General features: G+C 55.9%; 13 protein-coding genes and 6 pseudogenes. 12 read left to right on the plus strand and 7 right to left on the minus strand.

Going from position 1 to position 15397, the window contains the following annotated elements; translation table 11 throughout:
- Window positions 1-63 precede the first annotated feature (63 nt).
- From ML_RS10320 to ML_RS10345, 6 genes and pseudogenes are all read left to right on the plus strand, one after another.
- Window positions 64-426, plus strand: coding sequence for a hypothetical protein (locus tag ML_RS10320; protein ID WP_145985204.1), 363 nt, complete (start codon window positions 64-66; stop codon window positions 424-426).
- Window positions 423-647, plus strand: a complete 225-nt coding sequence (locus ML_RS10325; RefSeq protein ID WP_049769846.1) for a hypothetical protein — start codon at window positions 423-425, stop codon at window positions 645-647. Before ML_RS10320 ends, ML_RS10325 begins: the two co-directional genes overlap by 4 nt.
- A gap of 61 nt (window positions 648-708) precedes the next feature.
- A pseudogene (locus tag ML_RS10330) lies at window positions 709-1189 on the plus strand (macro domain-containing protein); the annotation flags it as partial.
- A gap of 335 nt (window positions 1190-1524) precedes the next feature.
- A pseudogene (locus ML_RS10335) lies at window positions 1525-1896 on the plus strand (D-aminoacyl-tRNA deacylase); the annotation flags it as partial.
- Window positions 1897-2011: 115 nt separating this feature from the next.
- Window positions 2012-2923 (plus strand): class I SAM-dependent methyltransferase, encoded by a 912-nt coding sequence (locus tag ML_RS10340; RefSeq protein ID WP_041323116.1) that lies wholly within the window; start codon window positions 2012-2014, stop codon window positions 2921-2923.
- A gap of 287 nt (window positions 2924-3210) precedes the next feature.
- Window positions 3211-4346, plus strand: a pseudogene (locus tag ML_RS10345) (nitronate monooxygenase).
- Here ML_RS10345 and ML_RS14400 read toward each other — a convergent pair.
- The 3 genes and pseudogenes from ML_RS14400 to ML_RS10355 all read right to left on the minus strand — a co-directional run bounded on the left by ML_RS14400 (window position 4338) and on the right by ML_RS10355 (window position 5362).
- Complete coding sequence (locus tag ML_RS14400; protein WP_041323882.1) at window positions 4338-4562, minus strand: Rv1893 family protein; 225 nt, start codon at window positions 4560-4562, stop codon at window positions 4338-4340. The pseudogene ML_RS10345 and the gene ML_RS14400 overlap by 9 nt on opposite strands.
- A 92-nt stretch (window positions 4563-4654) precedes the next feature.
- A pseudogene (locus ML_RS16475) lies at window positions 4655-4872 on the minus strand (hypothetical protein); the annotation flags it as partial.
- A gap of 85 nt (window positions 4873-4957) precedes the next feature.
- Window positions 4958-5362 carry a hypothetical protein gene (locus ML_RS10355; protein WP_010908678.1) on the minus strand — a complete coding sequence of 135 codons (405 nt, stop codon included), beginning with the start codon at window positions 5360-5362 and terminating at the stop codon, window positions 4958-4960.
- A 335-nt stretch (window positions 5363-5697) separates the two neighbouring features.
- Here ML_RS10355 and ML_RS10360 point away from each other — a divergent pair.
- Together ML_RS10360 and ML_RS19390 are read left to right on the plus strand one after the other, a co-directional pair.
- Window positions 5698-6867: pseudogene (locus ML_RS10360) on the plus strand (cytochrome P450 family protein); the annotation flags it as partial.
- A 238-nt stretch (window positions 6868-7105) separates the two neighbouring features.
- Window positions 7106-7456, plus strand: a complete 351-nt coding sequence (locus tag ML_RS19390; protein WP_081439366.1) for an alcohol dehydrogenase catalytic domain-containing protein — start codon at window positions 7106-7108, stop codon at window positions 7454-7456.
- 141 nt (window positions 7457-7597) lie between these two features.
- Here ML_RS19390 and ML_RS10370 read toward each other — a convergent pair whose 3' ends face one another.
- A complete protein-coding gene (locus ML_RS10370; RefSeq protein WP_145985205.1) occupies window positions 7598-7861 on the minus strand; it encodes a hypothetical protein in 264 nt (87 codons plus the stop codon).
- A gap of 73 nt (window positions 7862-7934) precedes the next feature.
- Here ML_RS10370 and ML_RS19395 point away from each other — a divergent pair.
- Both ML_RS19395 and ag85B read left to right on the plus strand, forming a co-directional pair.
- A pseudogene (locus ML_RS19395) lies at window positions 7935-8456 on the plus strand (YceI family protein); the annotation flags it as partial.
- A gap of 857 nt (window positions 8457-9313) precedes the next feature.
- On the plus strand, window positions 9314-10297 hold the full coding sequence (gene ag85B / locus ML_RS10380; RefSeq protein WP_010908679.1) for a diacylglycerol acyltransferase/mycolyltransferase Ag85B: 984 nt from the start codon (window positions 9314-9316) through the stop codon (window positions 10295-10297).
- Between the two features lie 435 nt (window positions 10298-10732).
- On the opposite strand, the gene ML_RS10385 is transcribed toward ag85B, so the two are convergent.
- Entirely contained in the window at window positions 10733-11071 is a 339-nt protein-coding gene (locus tag ML_RS10385) for a hypothetical protein (protein ID WP_145985206.1), read from the minus strand.
- 275 nt (window positions 11072-11346) lie between these two features.
- On the opposite strand from ML_RS10385, the gene rpfC reads away from it, so the two are divergent.
- Complete coding sequence (gene rpfC, locus ML_RS10390; RefSeq protein WP_049769848.1) at window positions 11347-11814, plus strand: resuscitation-promoting factor RpfC; 468 nt, start codon at window positions 11347-11349, stop codon at window positions 11812-11814.
- 12 nt (window positions 11815-11826) lie between these two features.
- A complete protein-coding gene (locus ML_RS10395) occupies window positions 11827-12300 on the plus strand; it encodes an SRPBCC family protein (protein WP_165443174.1) in 474 nt (157 codons plus the stop codon).
- 384 nt (window positions 12301-12684) lie between these two features.
- Here the strand turns inward: ML_RS10395 and ML_RS10400 are convergent, their stop codons facing one another.
- Window positions 12685-13005: a hypothetical protein gene (locus tag ML_RS10400; protein ID WP_041323123.1), complete on the minus strand. Its 321-nt coding sequence runs from the start codon at window positions 13003-13005 to the stop codon at window positions 12685-12687.
- Window positions 12957-13082, minus strand: coding sequence for a hypothetical protein (locus tag ML_RS19400; RefSeq protein ID WP_111481063.1), 126 nt, complete (start codon window positions 13080-13082; stop codon window positions 12957-12959). The genes ML_RS10400 and ML_RS19400 overlap by 49 nt, the downstream gene beginning before the upstream one ends.
- Between the last annotated feature and the right edge of the window lie 2315 nt (window positions 13083-15397).

The raw sequence follows: 15397 nt of genomic DNA on the forward strand, positions 1-15397 counted from the left end.
TCCGTCATCGTGTCGGTTCGACTTGCATTCCCGTTGGGCACGGTCTTTACCTGGCCAAGCAGATTGCTAGATCCCGCTTCGTCCAAGCTACCGGGCGCCGATGCCCTCATATACTTGGGTGGCGACACCGCGTTGATGCTTGACGAGATCGAAGAGTTCATCACTGGTGTGCGGGGCGGATTCGAGGTCGAACGCGTACTGAGCACCATTGTGTTCACCGACATCGTTGGCGTCACTGAACGCGCCATGCTGCTCGGTGATAAATCAGTGGCGCGGCCTGCTGGACAACCACAACATCCATGGTGCGACACGAATCGCAGTGGTTCGGCGGTCACGAAGTCAACACCACCGGCGACTGAGGCAACTGATGTGTTGCGAGGTTCGCTAGTACCAGTGCCGCGATCGCCTGAGCAAACAAAATCGTGAACGCTATCGGTGTGCTGGACATCGAGATGCGGATGGTTATTCATGTAGGCGAAGTTGAGGTGCGCGGCGTGGTTAACGATACGCTTTTTCCTGCCGAGCGATCACCGTTGTGCGACAGTGCGAGGGTCGGTCAGTTAGGGGAAGTATGGATATCCTTTCTGATCGTGGCGCCGAAGTACGTAGCCTCGGTGGCAACTGATTTGGCGGCTGTATGCGTTTAATCCACACTCGCTCCCGCTTAAGCTGATCCCGGGCGCCGGTCTGCGAGACAATGTGGTGATAATCAAGTAGTAAGGTGCGGCAAGCTAACGTGAGCAAGCTCGATGCGATCGCCAACGCAGCCAATCCCAGCTGCGCCACGGTGGCGGCGTTGCCACGGCAATCGCTCGCGCCGGCAGGCCGTAACTGCAGCAGGAGTCGATTCGGAAGGCGCCGATCGAACTCGGAAAAGCGGTGAAGACCACAGCACGCGAAATGCCGACACACTACGTGATTCACACAGTGACGATCGAGGTAGGAGGTCTGCCCGCAGCCGAAATCATCACCTGGGCTACCGGTTCGACCTTGCGCAAGGGCCAATGAGCTCGTTTGACGCTCGCGGGCGCTGGTGGCGTTTGGCACTGGTGTCGGCAGCTTCCCGCTCGAAGACACGGGGCGGCTGATGATCAACGCTGTTCGACAGCATCAGGCCAGTTCGCTGCAGGGAATGGTGTTCACCATGCACGGTGGCAAAACTGAGCAGGCGTTCCGGGCCGTCATACAGGGTATAGCGTCGATCGGATGTTGCGGGTCGATCGCCGACGACTTAGGACAGATAACGCTCGATGAAATCCACCTTTTGCGGCATAACACTCGGCAACCCCGGACGCGGGTCGACCTTGATTACTGCGGTGCACAAGCAGCCACGGCCTCCACCGCACGCTGCACCACCCCATGACTTGCTCCCAGATATCACCTTCGATCATACGGCCAGCACAGAGACCTAATGACCTACCCAGTAACCCTGTACTCGGCTTGAGGAAGGCCTGGCAGTATTCGAGCACTATGTGGGTTCTGGTACAACGCATGTCGTCAGCAGCGATGTAGTTCGATTGCCAGGTGGTCGGAGCTATCCAGCCCGACCTCCAAAACCTTTTCACGTTCGTGGATTTCACCCACAGCGACGATGGCGATCGTCAGGACCGCCAGCACGGCGACTACGGATGGCAGATAAGCTCTGGAATCCACGGATTCTCGCTGACGAACAGTCCGCTGCCGACGTTAACGCACCGATCCTGGTGGTGAGTTACTTCACCCTCTACGCTGATACTGTAGTAGGGCCGTCGGCCGTCATGGAACACAGCCGCTCTGGGTGCTGCCGCTGAGCCATTGATTTCGTCTGTCGCTGCGACATTACGGGCACTGGGTGCTCAGGTGGAAATTGGTGTGTTCGGCGCCGACATGCAGGTCGAATTGGTCAACAACAGTCCGTCCCCCTGTTGCTGGAGCTGTGACCGTACCTTACCGTTGGAGGCGTTGGTGAATACGTGGAGAGAAGGCCAAAGGTTGCTAGACACTAGAAACTTGTCCCGGTGGTCAAGGGTTGATGGCAGCCACACCTGAATTTGGGTCACTTCGTTCCGACGACGACCATTGGGACATCGTCAGCAGTGTGGGTTACACCGCTCTACTGGTGGCAGGCTGGCGCGCACTGCACGCGGTAGGGCCGCAACCATTGGTTCGCGACGAATACGCGAAGTATTTCATTACCGCTTCACGAGACCCGTATTTGATGAATCTGCTGGCCAACCCGGGAACTTCCCTCAATGAGACCGCGTTTCCTCGCCTTTACGGCGTGCAAACTCGGTTCTTCGACGACTTCTTCAGCTCCGCTGGTGACACAGGTATACGACAGGCGGTGATCGTCGCTGCCGGGTTAGACTCTCGAGCATATCGCCTCAAATGGCCAAACGGTGCAACGGTTTTCGAAATCGATCTACCGAAAGTCCTCGAATTCAAAGCTCGCGTGCTAGCCGAGCAAGGCGCTATACCCAACGCCGGTAGGAGCGAGGTAGCAGCCGACCTGCGCGCCGATTGGCCCAGAGCATTGAAAGCAGCCGGCTTCGATCCGCAAAGATCCAGCGCCTGGTCAGTCGAGGGGCTGTTGCCCTACTTGACCAACGACGCGCAAAGCGCCCTATTCACTCGGATCGGCGAGTTGTGCGCACCGGGCAGCCGAATTGCCGTAGGCGCTTTGGGGTCGCGTTTAGACCGCAAACAACTCGCCGCGCTGGAAGCGACCCATCCGGGGGTGAATATTTCTGGTGACGTAGACTTCTCCGCTCTCACCTATGAGCCAAAGACTGACTCGGCGCAATGGTTGGCTGCGCACGGATGGGCCGTAGAGCCCGTTCGTAACACCCTGGAGCTGCAGACTAGCTATGGAATGACTCCGCCGGACGTGGATGTGCAGATGGACAGTTTCATGCACTCCCAATACATAACGGCAACTCGATGACGAAGTTTCCCCCACCGTTAGGGTCCTTTATCATAGATTGCTTAGGAGTTCAGGCTGTTCGTGGTCAGGATCCAGGCCACCGGTTTGACCGGGATACCGCAATCTACAGTCCGCCTGACCAAACCCGGTTTGAGCATACCTCCGGTGATTTGACGCAGCCCCAGATGACTAGGGCCATAGCGCTTGACACACTGGAACAAAAATCACTGGCCCCGTCAGGACACTCCATATTCAACTAGAACGTGTTTCAGTTCAGTTAGCATCGATCCAACGCCCCAGGGGCAGGCATGCACACTGCCATTGGTGACAAACTCGGTATCGAATTTCGAATTTGCTCCTCCACCCACTGCCACAATGTCGTCGCTGTCAGCAAGGTCGACGGTTTCGTGATGCTTGGGGCGGTCAGTTTCACACTCGAACAACTAAAGTCCGAGCTCAACTGGATTGATGAGCACGTCCGCAACCATCCCCTACTGGGTCGCGATATCGTCACCCCGAACAAGTAGGAGAGCATGGATTCCCACCTTTCGCCGAATGAACGCTGCGCTCGATGATGTCGCAAGGACATTTGGATTTTACACGCAAAATGCTCGCAGATCATGGTGTCCCAGTCAAAGATAGTGACAAGGACAGTTTGCAGCTGCTCGGCTGGACCGAGGCGATCGCCATTCCCCAGGTCGAAAAATGACGTTGCGGCACCCGAAGATGACGATGGTTGCCAACGCGCCCGGTACCCCAACCACCGACATGATCAAGCACATTGACGACTCTAGTCGCAAAGTAGCCGCATTATGCGGCTTCCCCACGTAGACTCAAAAACACGTCGACATCATCATCGCCTAGAACAGCGAGACGGGTTGGACACTGCGGTGAAGTGGACTCAAATTGTGCTGTAGCCACAAGTCGTCAAGGAGATCGCTTCAAGATCGATGTTGGCTGCGTGTGGTATCGACAGCCGCCAACAGATCGCTGCGGACCTGGTCCTGTAGGGCACCTAAGACGCGTGGACGGGCTCACAGTAGCTGATGGTTGGGGAACCCGCGAACACCCTAATCCAGCAAACGGCATAATATAAAAATATATAAAGACCACCAGCTACGACACCGTCAACAGCTGTTCTTTCACCGACAAACCGACTCGGATGCTGCTCAACGACTGGACCGAGGCCTGGAACACCCGCAGCCGCTCGTGTATTCCACTACCAGTGCATGGTTTCCGATATGGCCGTTAAGACCACGCACAATATACACGAACGAAATCGTCGGCGTGGCGTTCAAGCCAGTCAGGCAGGTCATCGGACAATTCACCAAGGTGGAGAAGACGACCACAGTCATCACGCGGTGGGTTAAGGAGTACCCGGTAGACTACGATGAGGGTGGACGAACTCAATGTCGCCACTGCCGCCGTCTATCAGCTACTCTAATTCGTCGTATTCACCTTTGCCGATGAAGATTTCTTTCGCCTTGTCGACCGCGTGAGTGGCGATGTCAATAGAGTTCTGGACGATATCGTTGGCGCCACCCGCGATGTCACCTTTGATGATGTCACTAACGTTTTCGACAATGTCCGAAGCCTTCTCGACGAAATTAGTCGCAATGTCCCTGGCCGCGTTGACTGCGTTTTTAGGATCGAAGGTCATCTGCGTCTCCTTTGGCTGCAAGATCTTCGGTACGACTGTAGCTTTGGCAAAGACCTGGGTTTTTCGGCGCGGTCCGGAGCTGACATCAGTGGGTTTGCTAGGTTGCGCCAGTATTTTTCCGGCATACTCGGCACCGTAGCGCAAGATTTGCAATATTTGTTTCAGCCCGAACGGCCATGGCGATTCCAAGTAAACTCGACCATAACCCTGCCAGCCCAATGACTCCCCACAACGTGGCTGTGACGATCGGTCATGGGGACAACACGGCAAGCATCGACACGAAGAAGATGGCCCCGACATACCACGCCAAACTAGATCAATCAGACACCAGCACAAAGCGCAGCCATCTCGGGATCGGTGAACCGTTGCGCATATCTCCAAAAATAGGCTGGTCGTTAGCCTGCAGGCGGAAAAAACCCTTTGTCGGTGAACCAGCCCGGTTGCCACCCTTGACCACCCAGACAGAGCATGGGCAGACCGTCAGCTGACTGTGCCGCTGCTTGGGTCTTCGGGCACGGCGCTCCAGCTTGCTGGACTCCGTATAACGGGTATGAAATCACCCAGTATCCGGTGTTTGCTGGCGGGAACTGGTTGGGAGGAGGGAAATGACACGCTTCGGCCTGGCCGCTGGGGCCTCGTCCAAAAATATATCGCTCCCAGCTAAAACACGGAGCGCTCAGCGAAGCATCATAACTCATGCCCGGTACGTCGCCATCGTAATGCGGATTAGCCGCCGCGCGCGGCGCCGAATTGACCGCGCCACTCGCGATCGCAGAGATGGCGAGTAGTTCGCGAATCATGCTTCCACCCTTCGCACTAATGTCACCTGACCCCCACCAAGCCGGCGGTGGCGTGCACCAAGCATATCGAGTGCGCCGCACACCACAAGACCGACTTGTAGAACCGGGTCACCGGCACAACGACGTCGGTAGGCGGGGTGGTGCTGTTAACTAGCTTTTCTATGCATACGGAGAATACGGACGACGTACCCAAAAATCACCGGCAACGCTTGTCATTTGCTTTGGTAGTCTTGCTCTGATGCTTGCCAGCCGGGTATAACAATAGATTTATTGGCATAAGAATTGTTCTATCGATAAGTGGGCTATACTATCAACCCAAGTAATCCACCCAACCAATTCCTCAACTTAATCTCCCGGATTCGATTTTCCTGACCCAGAAATCTACACCGAACAGCTGTCGGTGTAGGAACCCGCCGAGATGTGCCAAGCCGAAACGATTTAATGAAACGAGCAGCCAATCGGAAGGAGCGGGTTTTATGACGATGATTATTGACGTGGTGTCCAAGCACAAGGACGTTTCACTGTCACAGCGGCACCTTCTCCAACCTGGAAAAGACCGCCCTGGCCTGCTACCAAGAAGGCATGAACGACGAGCAAATCAGCAGGGGCAAGTTGGTTCTGCTCAACATAGACGCCTCGCAGTACACTCGGCTGCACAAAATCATCTCGCCCGGTTTCATTCCCTGAGCCGCTGAGCAACTGCGTGATGACCTGACTCGAGTGGGCCTGCCGCATCGTCGCGGCTACGGCATCTGTAGAGTTCCGGCGACTTCGTTGAACATGTGTCTTGCGAATTGTCACGGCAAGCCGCAATCGCCGGCCTGCCGAGTGGTACCCCAGGAAGACTGCAAGAAACTATTCCATTGGTCAAACCAGACAGTTGGTGCCCAGGATCCCAAGTTCGCCACGAATGACCCCATGGTCACATCGGTGAAATTGATTATGTAAGCGATGCAGATCGCCGCCGATAGGGCCAAGCCTCTCGGTCAGGTCATCGTGACCAACCTGGTTGAGGCCGATATCGAGGGCCACAAGCTCTCCAAAGACGAGTTTGGCTCCTTTCAGTCATTATGCTGACGGCGGCCGGTAAAGAGAACACCAGAAATTGCATCATGCAGAGCATGATGCAATTTACCAACTTCCCTGATTAGTGGGAGCTGTACAAGCAAGAAAGCCCCCGGCACCACGGCCGACAAGATCATCCGACAGGCCACCCTGGTCATGTCTTTCCAGCGAACGGTGCTAAAGTAGTACGAGTTATCCAGCGTATCGATCAAGAAGGGCCAGCGAGTGGTTGTGATTTACCGCTCAGCCAACTTCGATGAGAAAGTGTTGACGATCCGTTTGCCTTGTAGCATCATGCGTAATCCCACCCCCACGCGGGATTTAATGACACCAACGTGCATTACTGCATCGGGATCAACCTAGCACGTATGACCATTGACCGGATGTTCCATGCGATCGCCGAGTCCATGCCGAATCTGTAATCGACCGGCAAACCCAAGTAGCTGCGGTCGGGCTGGCTCAATGGGGTCAAGCATTGGCAAGTCGACTAAACCATAGCCAAGATTAAACTATAATACCCTGTAGCCCATTAGGACATAGACTTAAACAGGCGAGTTGATGGCTAACTCTAAGGCTGTCCACATACAGACTGCTAGCGCGCCCTTGCGGTTGGCCTGATGTCGAAATGCTGTCACCGGGTCGAGACGAAGTTCAGCTAACTGTCTCGGTGTGTAGCATCTGTGTCCGTTAACCACCGGGAACGAAATCGCTTTAACCATAGAAGAATTCGACGATGTGGTAGAAGATTTCACGGTTGGCGACCACGTCACTGTCGACTGGCTCGGAGGACACTGCAACCACTGCCCCCCCTACCGCAAAGACATTTGCATCTGCTATGCGAACATAAAGATACCTAGCTGGCATGAACCCGGCGGATATGCGGAGTCGGTGACAGTACCCGCCAATGCGCTGGCTCGGATCCCGACCAAACGATCCTTTGTCGAAGCCACTCCGATGGGCTACTCCGGCCTTCACCACTTGCTACGCGCTGCGCAAGACCAAAGCATTGACCGGTTGGCCGGGTTATAATACTTAACGTTGGTGTACTCGACCATCTTGGTGTGCAGTTTGCCCGGGCAATGGGCTCGAGACCATTGCGGTCGCTCGCGACGCTGACAAAGCTGTGGAGGCTAGGAAACTGGGCACGCATAAACTACATCGACTCCACCATTACGACGTCGCCGAAGCCATGCGCACCTTGGCGAAGCAGCGGTAATTCTGAACGTTGGGCACTGCCGGTAATTCCATGGCAATAACAGACACAATCGGCGACTTACTACCCCAAGACGAACTCGTCGCCATCGATGTCACAATGTACCCGCTGCCGATCAGTCCCGTGTAGCTGATCATGCCGGAGCTCAGCGTTACCGGCCATCCCTCCTGAACGGCGCGCGATGTCAAAGCGGCCATGAATTTCGCCGTCGTGTCGGGCATGGAATTAAAGTTTCGTGCGATACCAAACACAGTCCGGTCTGTGACCCACAGAGTTAACGGTGTAATGTAAATTATGGACGCATCCGACGGTGATTGCTAGTTTGGACCTGCGTCACCGGAAAAGTTGCGCAGCTGGGTCATAGTCTCACCATTGCGATGACGCGCTGGCGGGTCACGGTAGACTGGACCAGTGCCAAACCGGTAGCCGCGGAACTTACGGTCGAAACGAATTCGTTCGAGATGCTGCACAGCGCAGGGTGGGGTCAAAAGGCTGTCTGGGCCGGCAAAAGCTCCGGTTCGGGCAAACCGCTGAGGTCACTGAACGCCGGCCGCTTTCCCCAGATCCGCTTTGTTGCTGACCACTAGCGACAAGATTGTCAAGATCGGCAACAGCTACCGTCTCACCGGGAGACTGTATGTGCGGGAGAAATAGCGGGAGCACGTAACCGATTTGCGCACAGAAGAGCTCGGCAACTCATAACGAATGTTCTCCCAGTCCACGGTTCGCCAATCCGACCATAGCATCAAGCCCGATTCGTTATTAATGAGCTCAATACAGATAGCTGAGGAATTGACGGTATGCTTTGCCGCCGTTCGAGTCTGTACTCAGACTTACAGGTTTTTGTCGGGTCGTCTGTCGCTTGATCGCGGTAAACTACCGGGGATGTGCTTAAGAACTCTCGTTATGTACGGTGGCTGACCATTTGGATCCAGTTCGGGATCACACAGTAACGCGCTTTGCTGTTCCAGCAGCGCAGTGGGTTCTGTTCCCGATTCAACGGTTCTGTTCCCGATTCAACGGAGGCGAGGCTGATCAACGGCTGCACCTATGACACGGATTGATGTGCTGGACGCCACCGCCTGGCGAACGCTGGTATGGCAGACACAGCAGCTTCTGCAATCTGTGGCAGCGACTTAACGCATCGCGCGTGCTTAGGTGCAGTGGAATTCGCACCCGAAGCCAGCTGGCAAGCCCACTGCTAGTGTACAGCAAAGTTACGTAAAATAACCGCGGCGGCGGCCAAAGCGGTAACAGCCCCGGCGTAAGACAACCGCTGAGGCCGTGCCGGCATGGTGGGTTAGCTGGTGGATGCCACCAGCCGCTCGTCGGTGAACTCGATGCTCTGAACCGCCGCCAGAGCGGCACCTCGTGCGATCGTAACCTGCGCCATGGTCCGCGGAAAAACCGGCACCAGCAAAGCTTTTTCGAGTTGCCATGACAATCCATCAAAGCCGATATGTGCGCCTACACGTTCGACGCAAATGGGCCCACATCGAACAAGAATCCGCTGGTAGGAACGGCTTCCGTGCGTCGACCAAACGGTTGCGGTATCCGTGACGGGTAACCGATACAGAACTGAGATCGCTTCGCGTCTCGATCGACATCTGGGCTATTCGCAGGGTAAATTCTGCCGAGAGCACCGACAACATACGATAAGGGGTATTAGGTTTATGATTGACGTGAGCGGGAAGATCCGAGCCTGGGGGCGCTGGCTTTTGGTGGGTGCAGCTGCGACTCTGCCGAGCCTAATCAGCCTTGCTGGCGGAGCGGCGACCGCAAGCGCGTTCTCACGACCAGGCCTACCCGTCGAGTACCTACAGGTGCCGTCGGAGGCGATGGGGCGCAGCATCAAGGTGCAGTTTCAAAACGGCGGAAACGGCTCTCCGGCGGTGTATCTGCTGGATGGTTTGCGTGCGCAGGACGACTATAACGGCTGGGACATCAACACCTCCGCATTCGAGTGGTACTATCAGTCGGGACTCTCGGTCGTGATGCCGGTCGGTGGGCAATCCAGCTTCTACAGCGACTGGTACAGCCCAGCGTGCGGCAAGGCAGGTTGCACGACCTACAAGTGGGAAACATTCCTTACTAGCGAGCTGCCTAAATGGCTATCCGCCAATAGGAGTGTCAAATCCACCGGCAGCGCCGTGGTCGGCCTCTCGATGGCCGGTTCCTCGGCCCTAATACTGGCAGCTTATCACCCCGATCAGTTCATCTATGCTGGCTCGTTGTCGGCGCTGATGGACTCCTCCCAGGGGATAGAACCCCAGCTAATCGGCTTGGCGATGGGTGATGCTGGTGGCTACAAGGCCGCGGACATGTGGGGACCACCAAATGACCCGGCCTGGCAACGAAACGACCCCATTCTGCAGGCTGGGAAGCTGGTCGCCAACAACACCCACCTATGGGTTTACTGTGGTAACGGCACACCGTCAGAGTTGGGTGGAACCAACGTACCCGCGGAATTCCTGGAGAACTTCGTGCACGGCAGCAACCTAAAGTTCCAGGACGCCTACAACGGTGCTGGTGGCCACAACGCTGTGTTCAACCTCAATGCCGACGGAACGCACAGCTGGGAGTACTGGGGAGCCCAGCTCAACGCCATGAAGCCCGACCTACAGAACACCTTGATGGCTGTACCCCGCAGCGGTTAGCCTGGCCCTGTCTGTTGGTCCTTGCACCGATCGCCCGCCCAACTAGTCGCCCGGAATTTACCCGTGATATCAATCCATCCGGTTGTGTTGTTGGCATGGCGCTGGTTGTTCATGCTCCGACACTGGACTGTAGAGACGTACCACTCACACGTTCGGATCATTGCTCGCGTTTGCCGTTAATGTCGGCGCGACTGCAGTGTCTACATATCCGTATGTCAGTCAAGCTAGCTCTCCTACAACGGATCCTGCACGGTCCCGGGTCACGCTCAACAGAGTTTGGCCATCCGGGCCAGAATCACAATCACAAGGAGCCAACGATACTGATGGGCAGCACTAGTAATCGCATTTACCGAGATCGACGCTGCGCCGTTTGGGCCACTTCGCCCGAAGTGCTTGGGCACGCTGGCCGTGCTAGTCGTAACGCTGATTGCCAACTCACCGCAGGCGAGCACCGGTGGCGGTAACCTGCTGATCGAATTGACCGACGGCGCCGCACAGCGGTTGGTGGTCGCCGAGCCGGCCGGCCACCTTGAAATGGATCAAGCACGGCGACATTGAAGATCCAAGCCACGTCCAGCAAGTACTCGCCAAAATGCGCGGCGAAGACGTGACTGCCAGCGATCCGGAGTACATTGCACGGACCTTCGGTGACCAGATCAACGCTACCAAGGCCGTCGAATACAGCCGGTGATGGATTGAGAAGTTCAATCCATCCAGTGCGCCAACCACGTCACCGGAGCCTTCAACGTCGCGATCGTTGATCGATGTTTTCAACGAAACGAATACCGACCCAGATAGCGCTCAACTGGTACTTGCTGTATTCGCCAGCATGCGTCATCCAACTCGATGCCGCTCGAAACGACGTCATCCGGAATAGCCAACTCGCCGGCCTCTATCAGCAAACCCTCTCGTTGGCGACTCAGTCGCATTGTTAGGGCTCCCCGCTGACCTGATGCACGGGCCACCTCTCGTTGAGCTGCTTACGGTGCCGATCCCGGTTCGATATATAAGCTATCTCACAAGCTTTGCAAAGGGGTAACGTTTTGGACATGCCGGGAGAAATGCTGGACGTGAGAAAACTTTGTAAGCTGTTCGTGAAGTCCGCCGTGGTCAGCGGGATAGTTACGGCGTCGATGGCACTATCCACATCCACTGGTATGGCGAACGCCGTTCCTAGGGAACCTAACTGGGATGCGGTCGCGCAGTGCGAGTCCGGCAGAAACTGGCGAGCTAACACCGGAAACGGCTTTTACGGTGGACTGCAATTTAAGCCAACCATCTGGGCCCGATACGGCGGTGTCGGCAATCCTGCCGGCGCGTCCAGAGAGCAACAAATCACGGTGGCCAACCGAGTTTTAGCTGATCAAGGGCTAGACGCATGGCCGAAATGCGGTGCCGCCTCTGACCTGCCGATCACGCTGTGGTCGCATCCCGCACAGGGCGTGAAGCAGATCATCAACGACATCATCCAAATGGGCGATACCACACTAGCGGCGATCGCTCTCAACGGCCTATGAACGAACAGAAAACTGTGTTTAGATCAAGCCATGGAAGGTTCGGTGACCGTTCATATGGCGGCACCCGCGGACAAGGTCTGGAATCTAATCGCGGACGTCCGCAACACCGGACGGTTCTCTCCGGAGACTTTTGAGGCCGAGTGGCTGGACGATGTGACTGGCCCAGCCCTCAACGCCAAATTCCGTGGTCATGTTCGACGAAATGAAATCGGACCCGTGTATTGGACAACATGCAAGGTGACCGCGTGCGAACCCGGCCGTGAGTTCGGCTTCACGGTCCTGTTGGGCAACAAACCGGTAAACAATTGGCACTACCGATTGGTGACGTCTGGCGATGGCACATACGTGACCGAGTCATTTCGGTTCAACCGTTCGCCACTGCTCACCGTGTATTGGTTGCTTGGCGGTTTTCTGCGGAAGCGCCGCAACATCCGTGATATGACCAAGACGCTGCGGCGCATCAAAGACGTGGTCGAGGCGGAGTGACGGTCCGTCCGACAGCAAGTAGCGTCCGCTGGATCGACCAGCTCGAGGCTCTAGCCCGGAATTGGTGCATAACCGTATTGCCACGTCCGTACCTACGCTTATGCCAAATGCCAAAAAGGCCGTAATGTGTCGGAATTGAGACGAGCTGGTGCAGAACTAATAGTCCAGAGTAGTCGAGGTACTTGTGGTTATCATCGCCCTCGCCTTGGCGTGCGCGGAATCCCCCTCCCCCGACGAGCTACACAACTGACCATCGACGACAACGTTCATTCGACGCATTCCGTTGCATGCAGCTAAAGCCATCCTAGCGGACGATCAATATCCGCGAAAGCAGCAGCCAAGTCAAAGCCGTAGAGCTTGTTCAGTGCCGGCAAGGCAACTTCCTCAATAGGTCAAGATCCGCAACGTCGACGGATTCACTGGCAGCTTCTGGGCAGACGGAGTGGGAGACGCAAACGCCGAGGGTTGCCAAACACGTACATTATCACCCGCTAGTGCCTCCGACATCAACAGCAGTGATCTCAACAAAGTCGTAACCACAGAGTTCAAGATCACCTGCTGTAGCGCTGAGCCCGCCACATTCTTGCTGCTGCCACCCTGACTGGGGCTGTCAGGGTGGGCCAATTGGCGCGCCAACAAAGCGGCACCGGCCACACTCAAAGCCGCTTTGAGAACGACGATTCCGTTTGTCGACTCATCCCACACTCACAGCAGGTTCGGCTTCCGTAGGCAAGATTGACTTCAACAAACGCAACCTTAGCGGCTTGATCCTTATAACTCAAAAACCGGCCTAGTTGCGCGAATGCCTAAAAAAGCACCTCAGCTCGTTTGGGGCGTACCCGAGCCCGGAGCCCCGTCAGGTCTTCAACGGCAATACTGCGCCTGGTGGGTTGAGCCTCGGCCACGATACGTTGGGCAATCTGGTGGTTGACAATCGGCAGCGAACCACTGCTTACTTGCGACGACGTTTGTTTAACAGTAACCACGCCGGCGGAGAGGTAGAACCACCCAGACAAAAACTCAAGAGCGGCCAGCTAACGCGGGCCGAGCAGACGGGATCGGCTTCTTCCCGACCGCAAATGGTCGGGATTCCACTGAAGAAAGCTGGTGAATTAGCATCTGTAGTCCGGCCGACTGATGGAGGATCTGTACGGCAGCGTTTGCACTGGTTCGCACAATATGGATTCATCCGCGGTATCGCGGCAACTCACCACCCGGCGAAGTGACCCGTTGGCCCGCTTGGATATCGCTCTGGCCATCAAGGCGAATCCCGTGCCCTTACTGCCACAAACCGCGTCCCCGACGCCCGTTAGTGCAGAGCCGCATCAGCTATTTGACCGCCAACCGTGCAATCACACATGAACTGCTGCAATCAGAGGACTTCCACGTGTTCTGGCTTAACGTAACCTTGCCGGCGCCGTCGCACTGGCTATAGAACCAGCAGCCAATACAATTTGTTGCATCCGTTGCTGGCTATTCAATGAGCCTATCACATCCACTACCGCAAGACGGTATCGCCGCTGTTCGCGCCCAAGGCAGTCGCCACGTTACGGGATCGGATCGAGCAGACCACATTAGCCCTATTGGATCAACTCGCCCACCAACATGACGTCGTTGACGTGGTCAACCGGTATTGTTCGCAGCTTCCGGTCGCGGTGATCAGCGATATTTTAGGGTACCCGATCGCGACCGAAGCCACATTCTTAAGTTCGGCGAACTGGTCGCACCCAGCTTGGACGTTGAACTGACATAGCAATAGTACCAGCAGGCATAACGAGAGGTAGCGGGTTTCAACTTTTGGCTCTCAAACACTTACCGCAGTTGCAACGTACCCCAGGCGATAATCTGGTACGTCACCTGAGTCACTAGGAAGACAACAAACCTACCGAAATATCTCTCAGCAAAAGCAAACTTCAGGCAATCTCCGGGGCTGGTGTTGGCTACCGGGGGTGAAACCACGGTGAACCTGCTAGGCAGGGGTATTATTCGTAATATTATTGCTGGATACACCTGAGCATATGGTGATGCTACAGGCGTGCCCCGAGCCGGGGCACAAACGCGGTTAAGAGATCCTGCGGCTCGATTCGCCGATTCAGATGGCCGCTCGGGTAGCGCGCAAGGACGTCGACCTAGCAGGTAGCACGATCAAGCGCAGCCAGGTAGTGGTGCTTTATTTTGGCCGCAGCCAACCAGGACCCGTCCGTCTTTGCCGATCCAGATAGGTTCAACATCGAACGCCTCAATGCGGGAAGGAATCTCGCATTTTCCGGTGACAGGAATTTTGTTTGGAAAATGCTCTTACCCGCGCCTACAATGCAGTGGGGCTGCGAGCCTTCTTCGACCACTTACCGTAGACGCGGGCAGCTGGTACCAGAAGTAGGCTGGACACGCGGGTGCTGAGAGGTTGGTCGACACTGCCGATAGCGTTGGGACCGACACGGTCGATGGTATCTTAAGTGATCGACGAATTCTGTGAGTCTCATGGTGTCGCGCCTGGTGAACAGGCCAGCGGCGCCTTTTGACATCGGTACAACAACCGAATGTTATTGGCCACTATGCGAGACGACTCCTAGGTCGCCGTCCGAGATGTCCTACTCGAGCTTTGACAGGCACTTTGGCGTCGCGACTAGGAGGCAGTAAAACGTTCTTACCGGCCGACTGTATCTATGCCGACCTTCCGGTTGGTCCAACTTTGGCAGCTCGGGGCCTAACGATATCGTGAAGCGGCTCCAGTTCGGAACTCGAATCTGCTTAGCTGAGAATACCAAAATCACGACAGCCCGCTGGTGTGCAACGGCGCCGACGCCATGTCTCGGTTCACCTGGTAGCCGAAAACAGCAGTGCGCAGGTCGCACTGTGGAAGGACTATTTGGGACACGGCCAGCATGGCCGCTCAAAGCACCGTGGACCTACTTAGCGGAGCTCGCCGCAGCCGACACGTCTTGGGTGCTCAACGTGACAGGTCTGAATCTAAGTCGGCTGTCATTTAAAAACCAAAGCAGCGGAAACGCCAGCGACGATTCACTCAACTAGTAGAAGCTAGCATTCTCGAATTGAAGATGTTACGCACGGGATACTTTAAGAAAGTAAAGCACAA

Origin of the sequence: Mycobacterium leprae TN, assembly GCF_000195855.1 — a bacterium.
In the GTDB taxonomy this organism is placed as follows: domain Bacteria; phylum Actinomycetota; class Actinomycetes; order Mycobacteriales; family Mycobacteriaceae; genus Mycobacterium; species Mycobacterium leprae.

Coding starts and splice junctions, on each gene's coding strand:
- ML_RS10340 (WP_041323116.1), top strand. CDS start 2,012: ATGGCAGCCACACCTGAATTTGGGTCACTTCGTTCCGACGACGACCAT.
- ML_RS14400 (WP_041323882.1), bottom strand. CDS start 4,562: ATGACCTTCGATCCTAAAAACGCAGTCAACGCGGCCAGGGACATTGCG.
- ML_RS10355 (WP_010908678.1), bottom strand. CDS start 5,362: ATGATTCGCGAACTACTCGCCATCTCTGCGATCGCGAGTGGCGCGGTC.
- ML_RS10370 (WP_145985205.1), bottom strand. CDS start 7,861: ATGCCCGACACGACGGCGAAATTCATGGCCGCTTTGACATCGCGCGCC.
- ag85B (WP_010908679.1), top strand. CDS start 9,314: ATGATTGACGTGAGCGGGAAGATCCGAGCCTGGGGGCGCTGGCTTTTG.
- rpfC (WP_049769848.1), top strand. CDS start 11,347: ATGCCGGGAGAAATGCTGGACGTGAGAAAACTTTGTAAGCTGTTCGTG.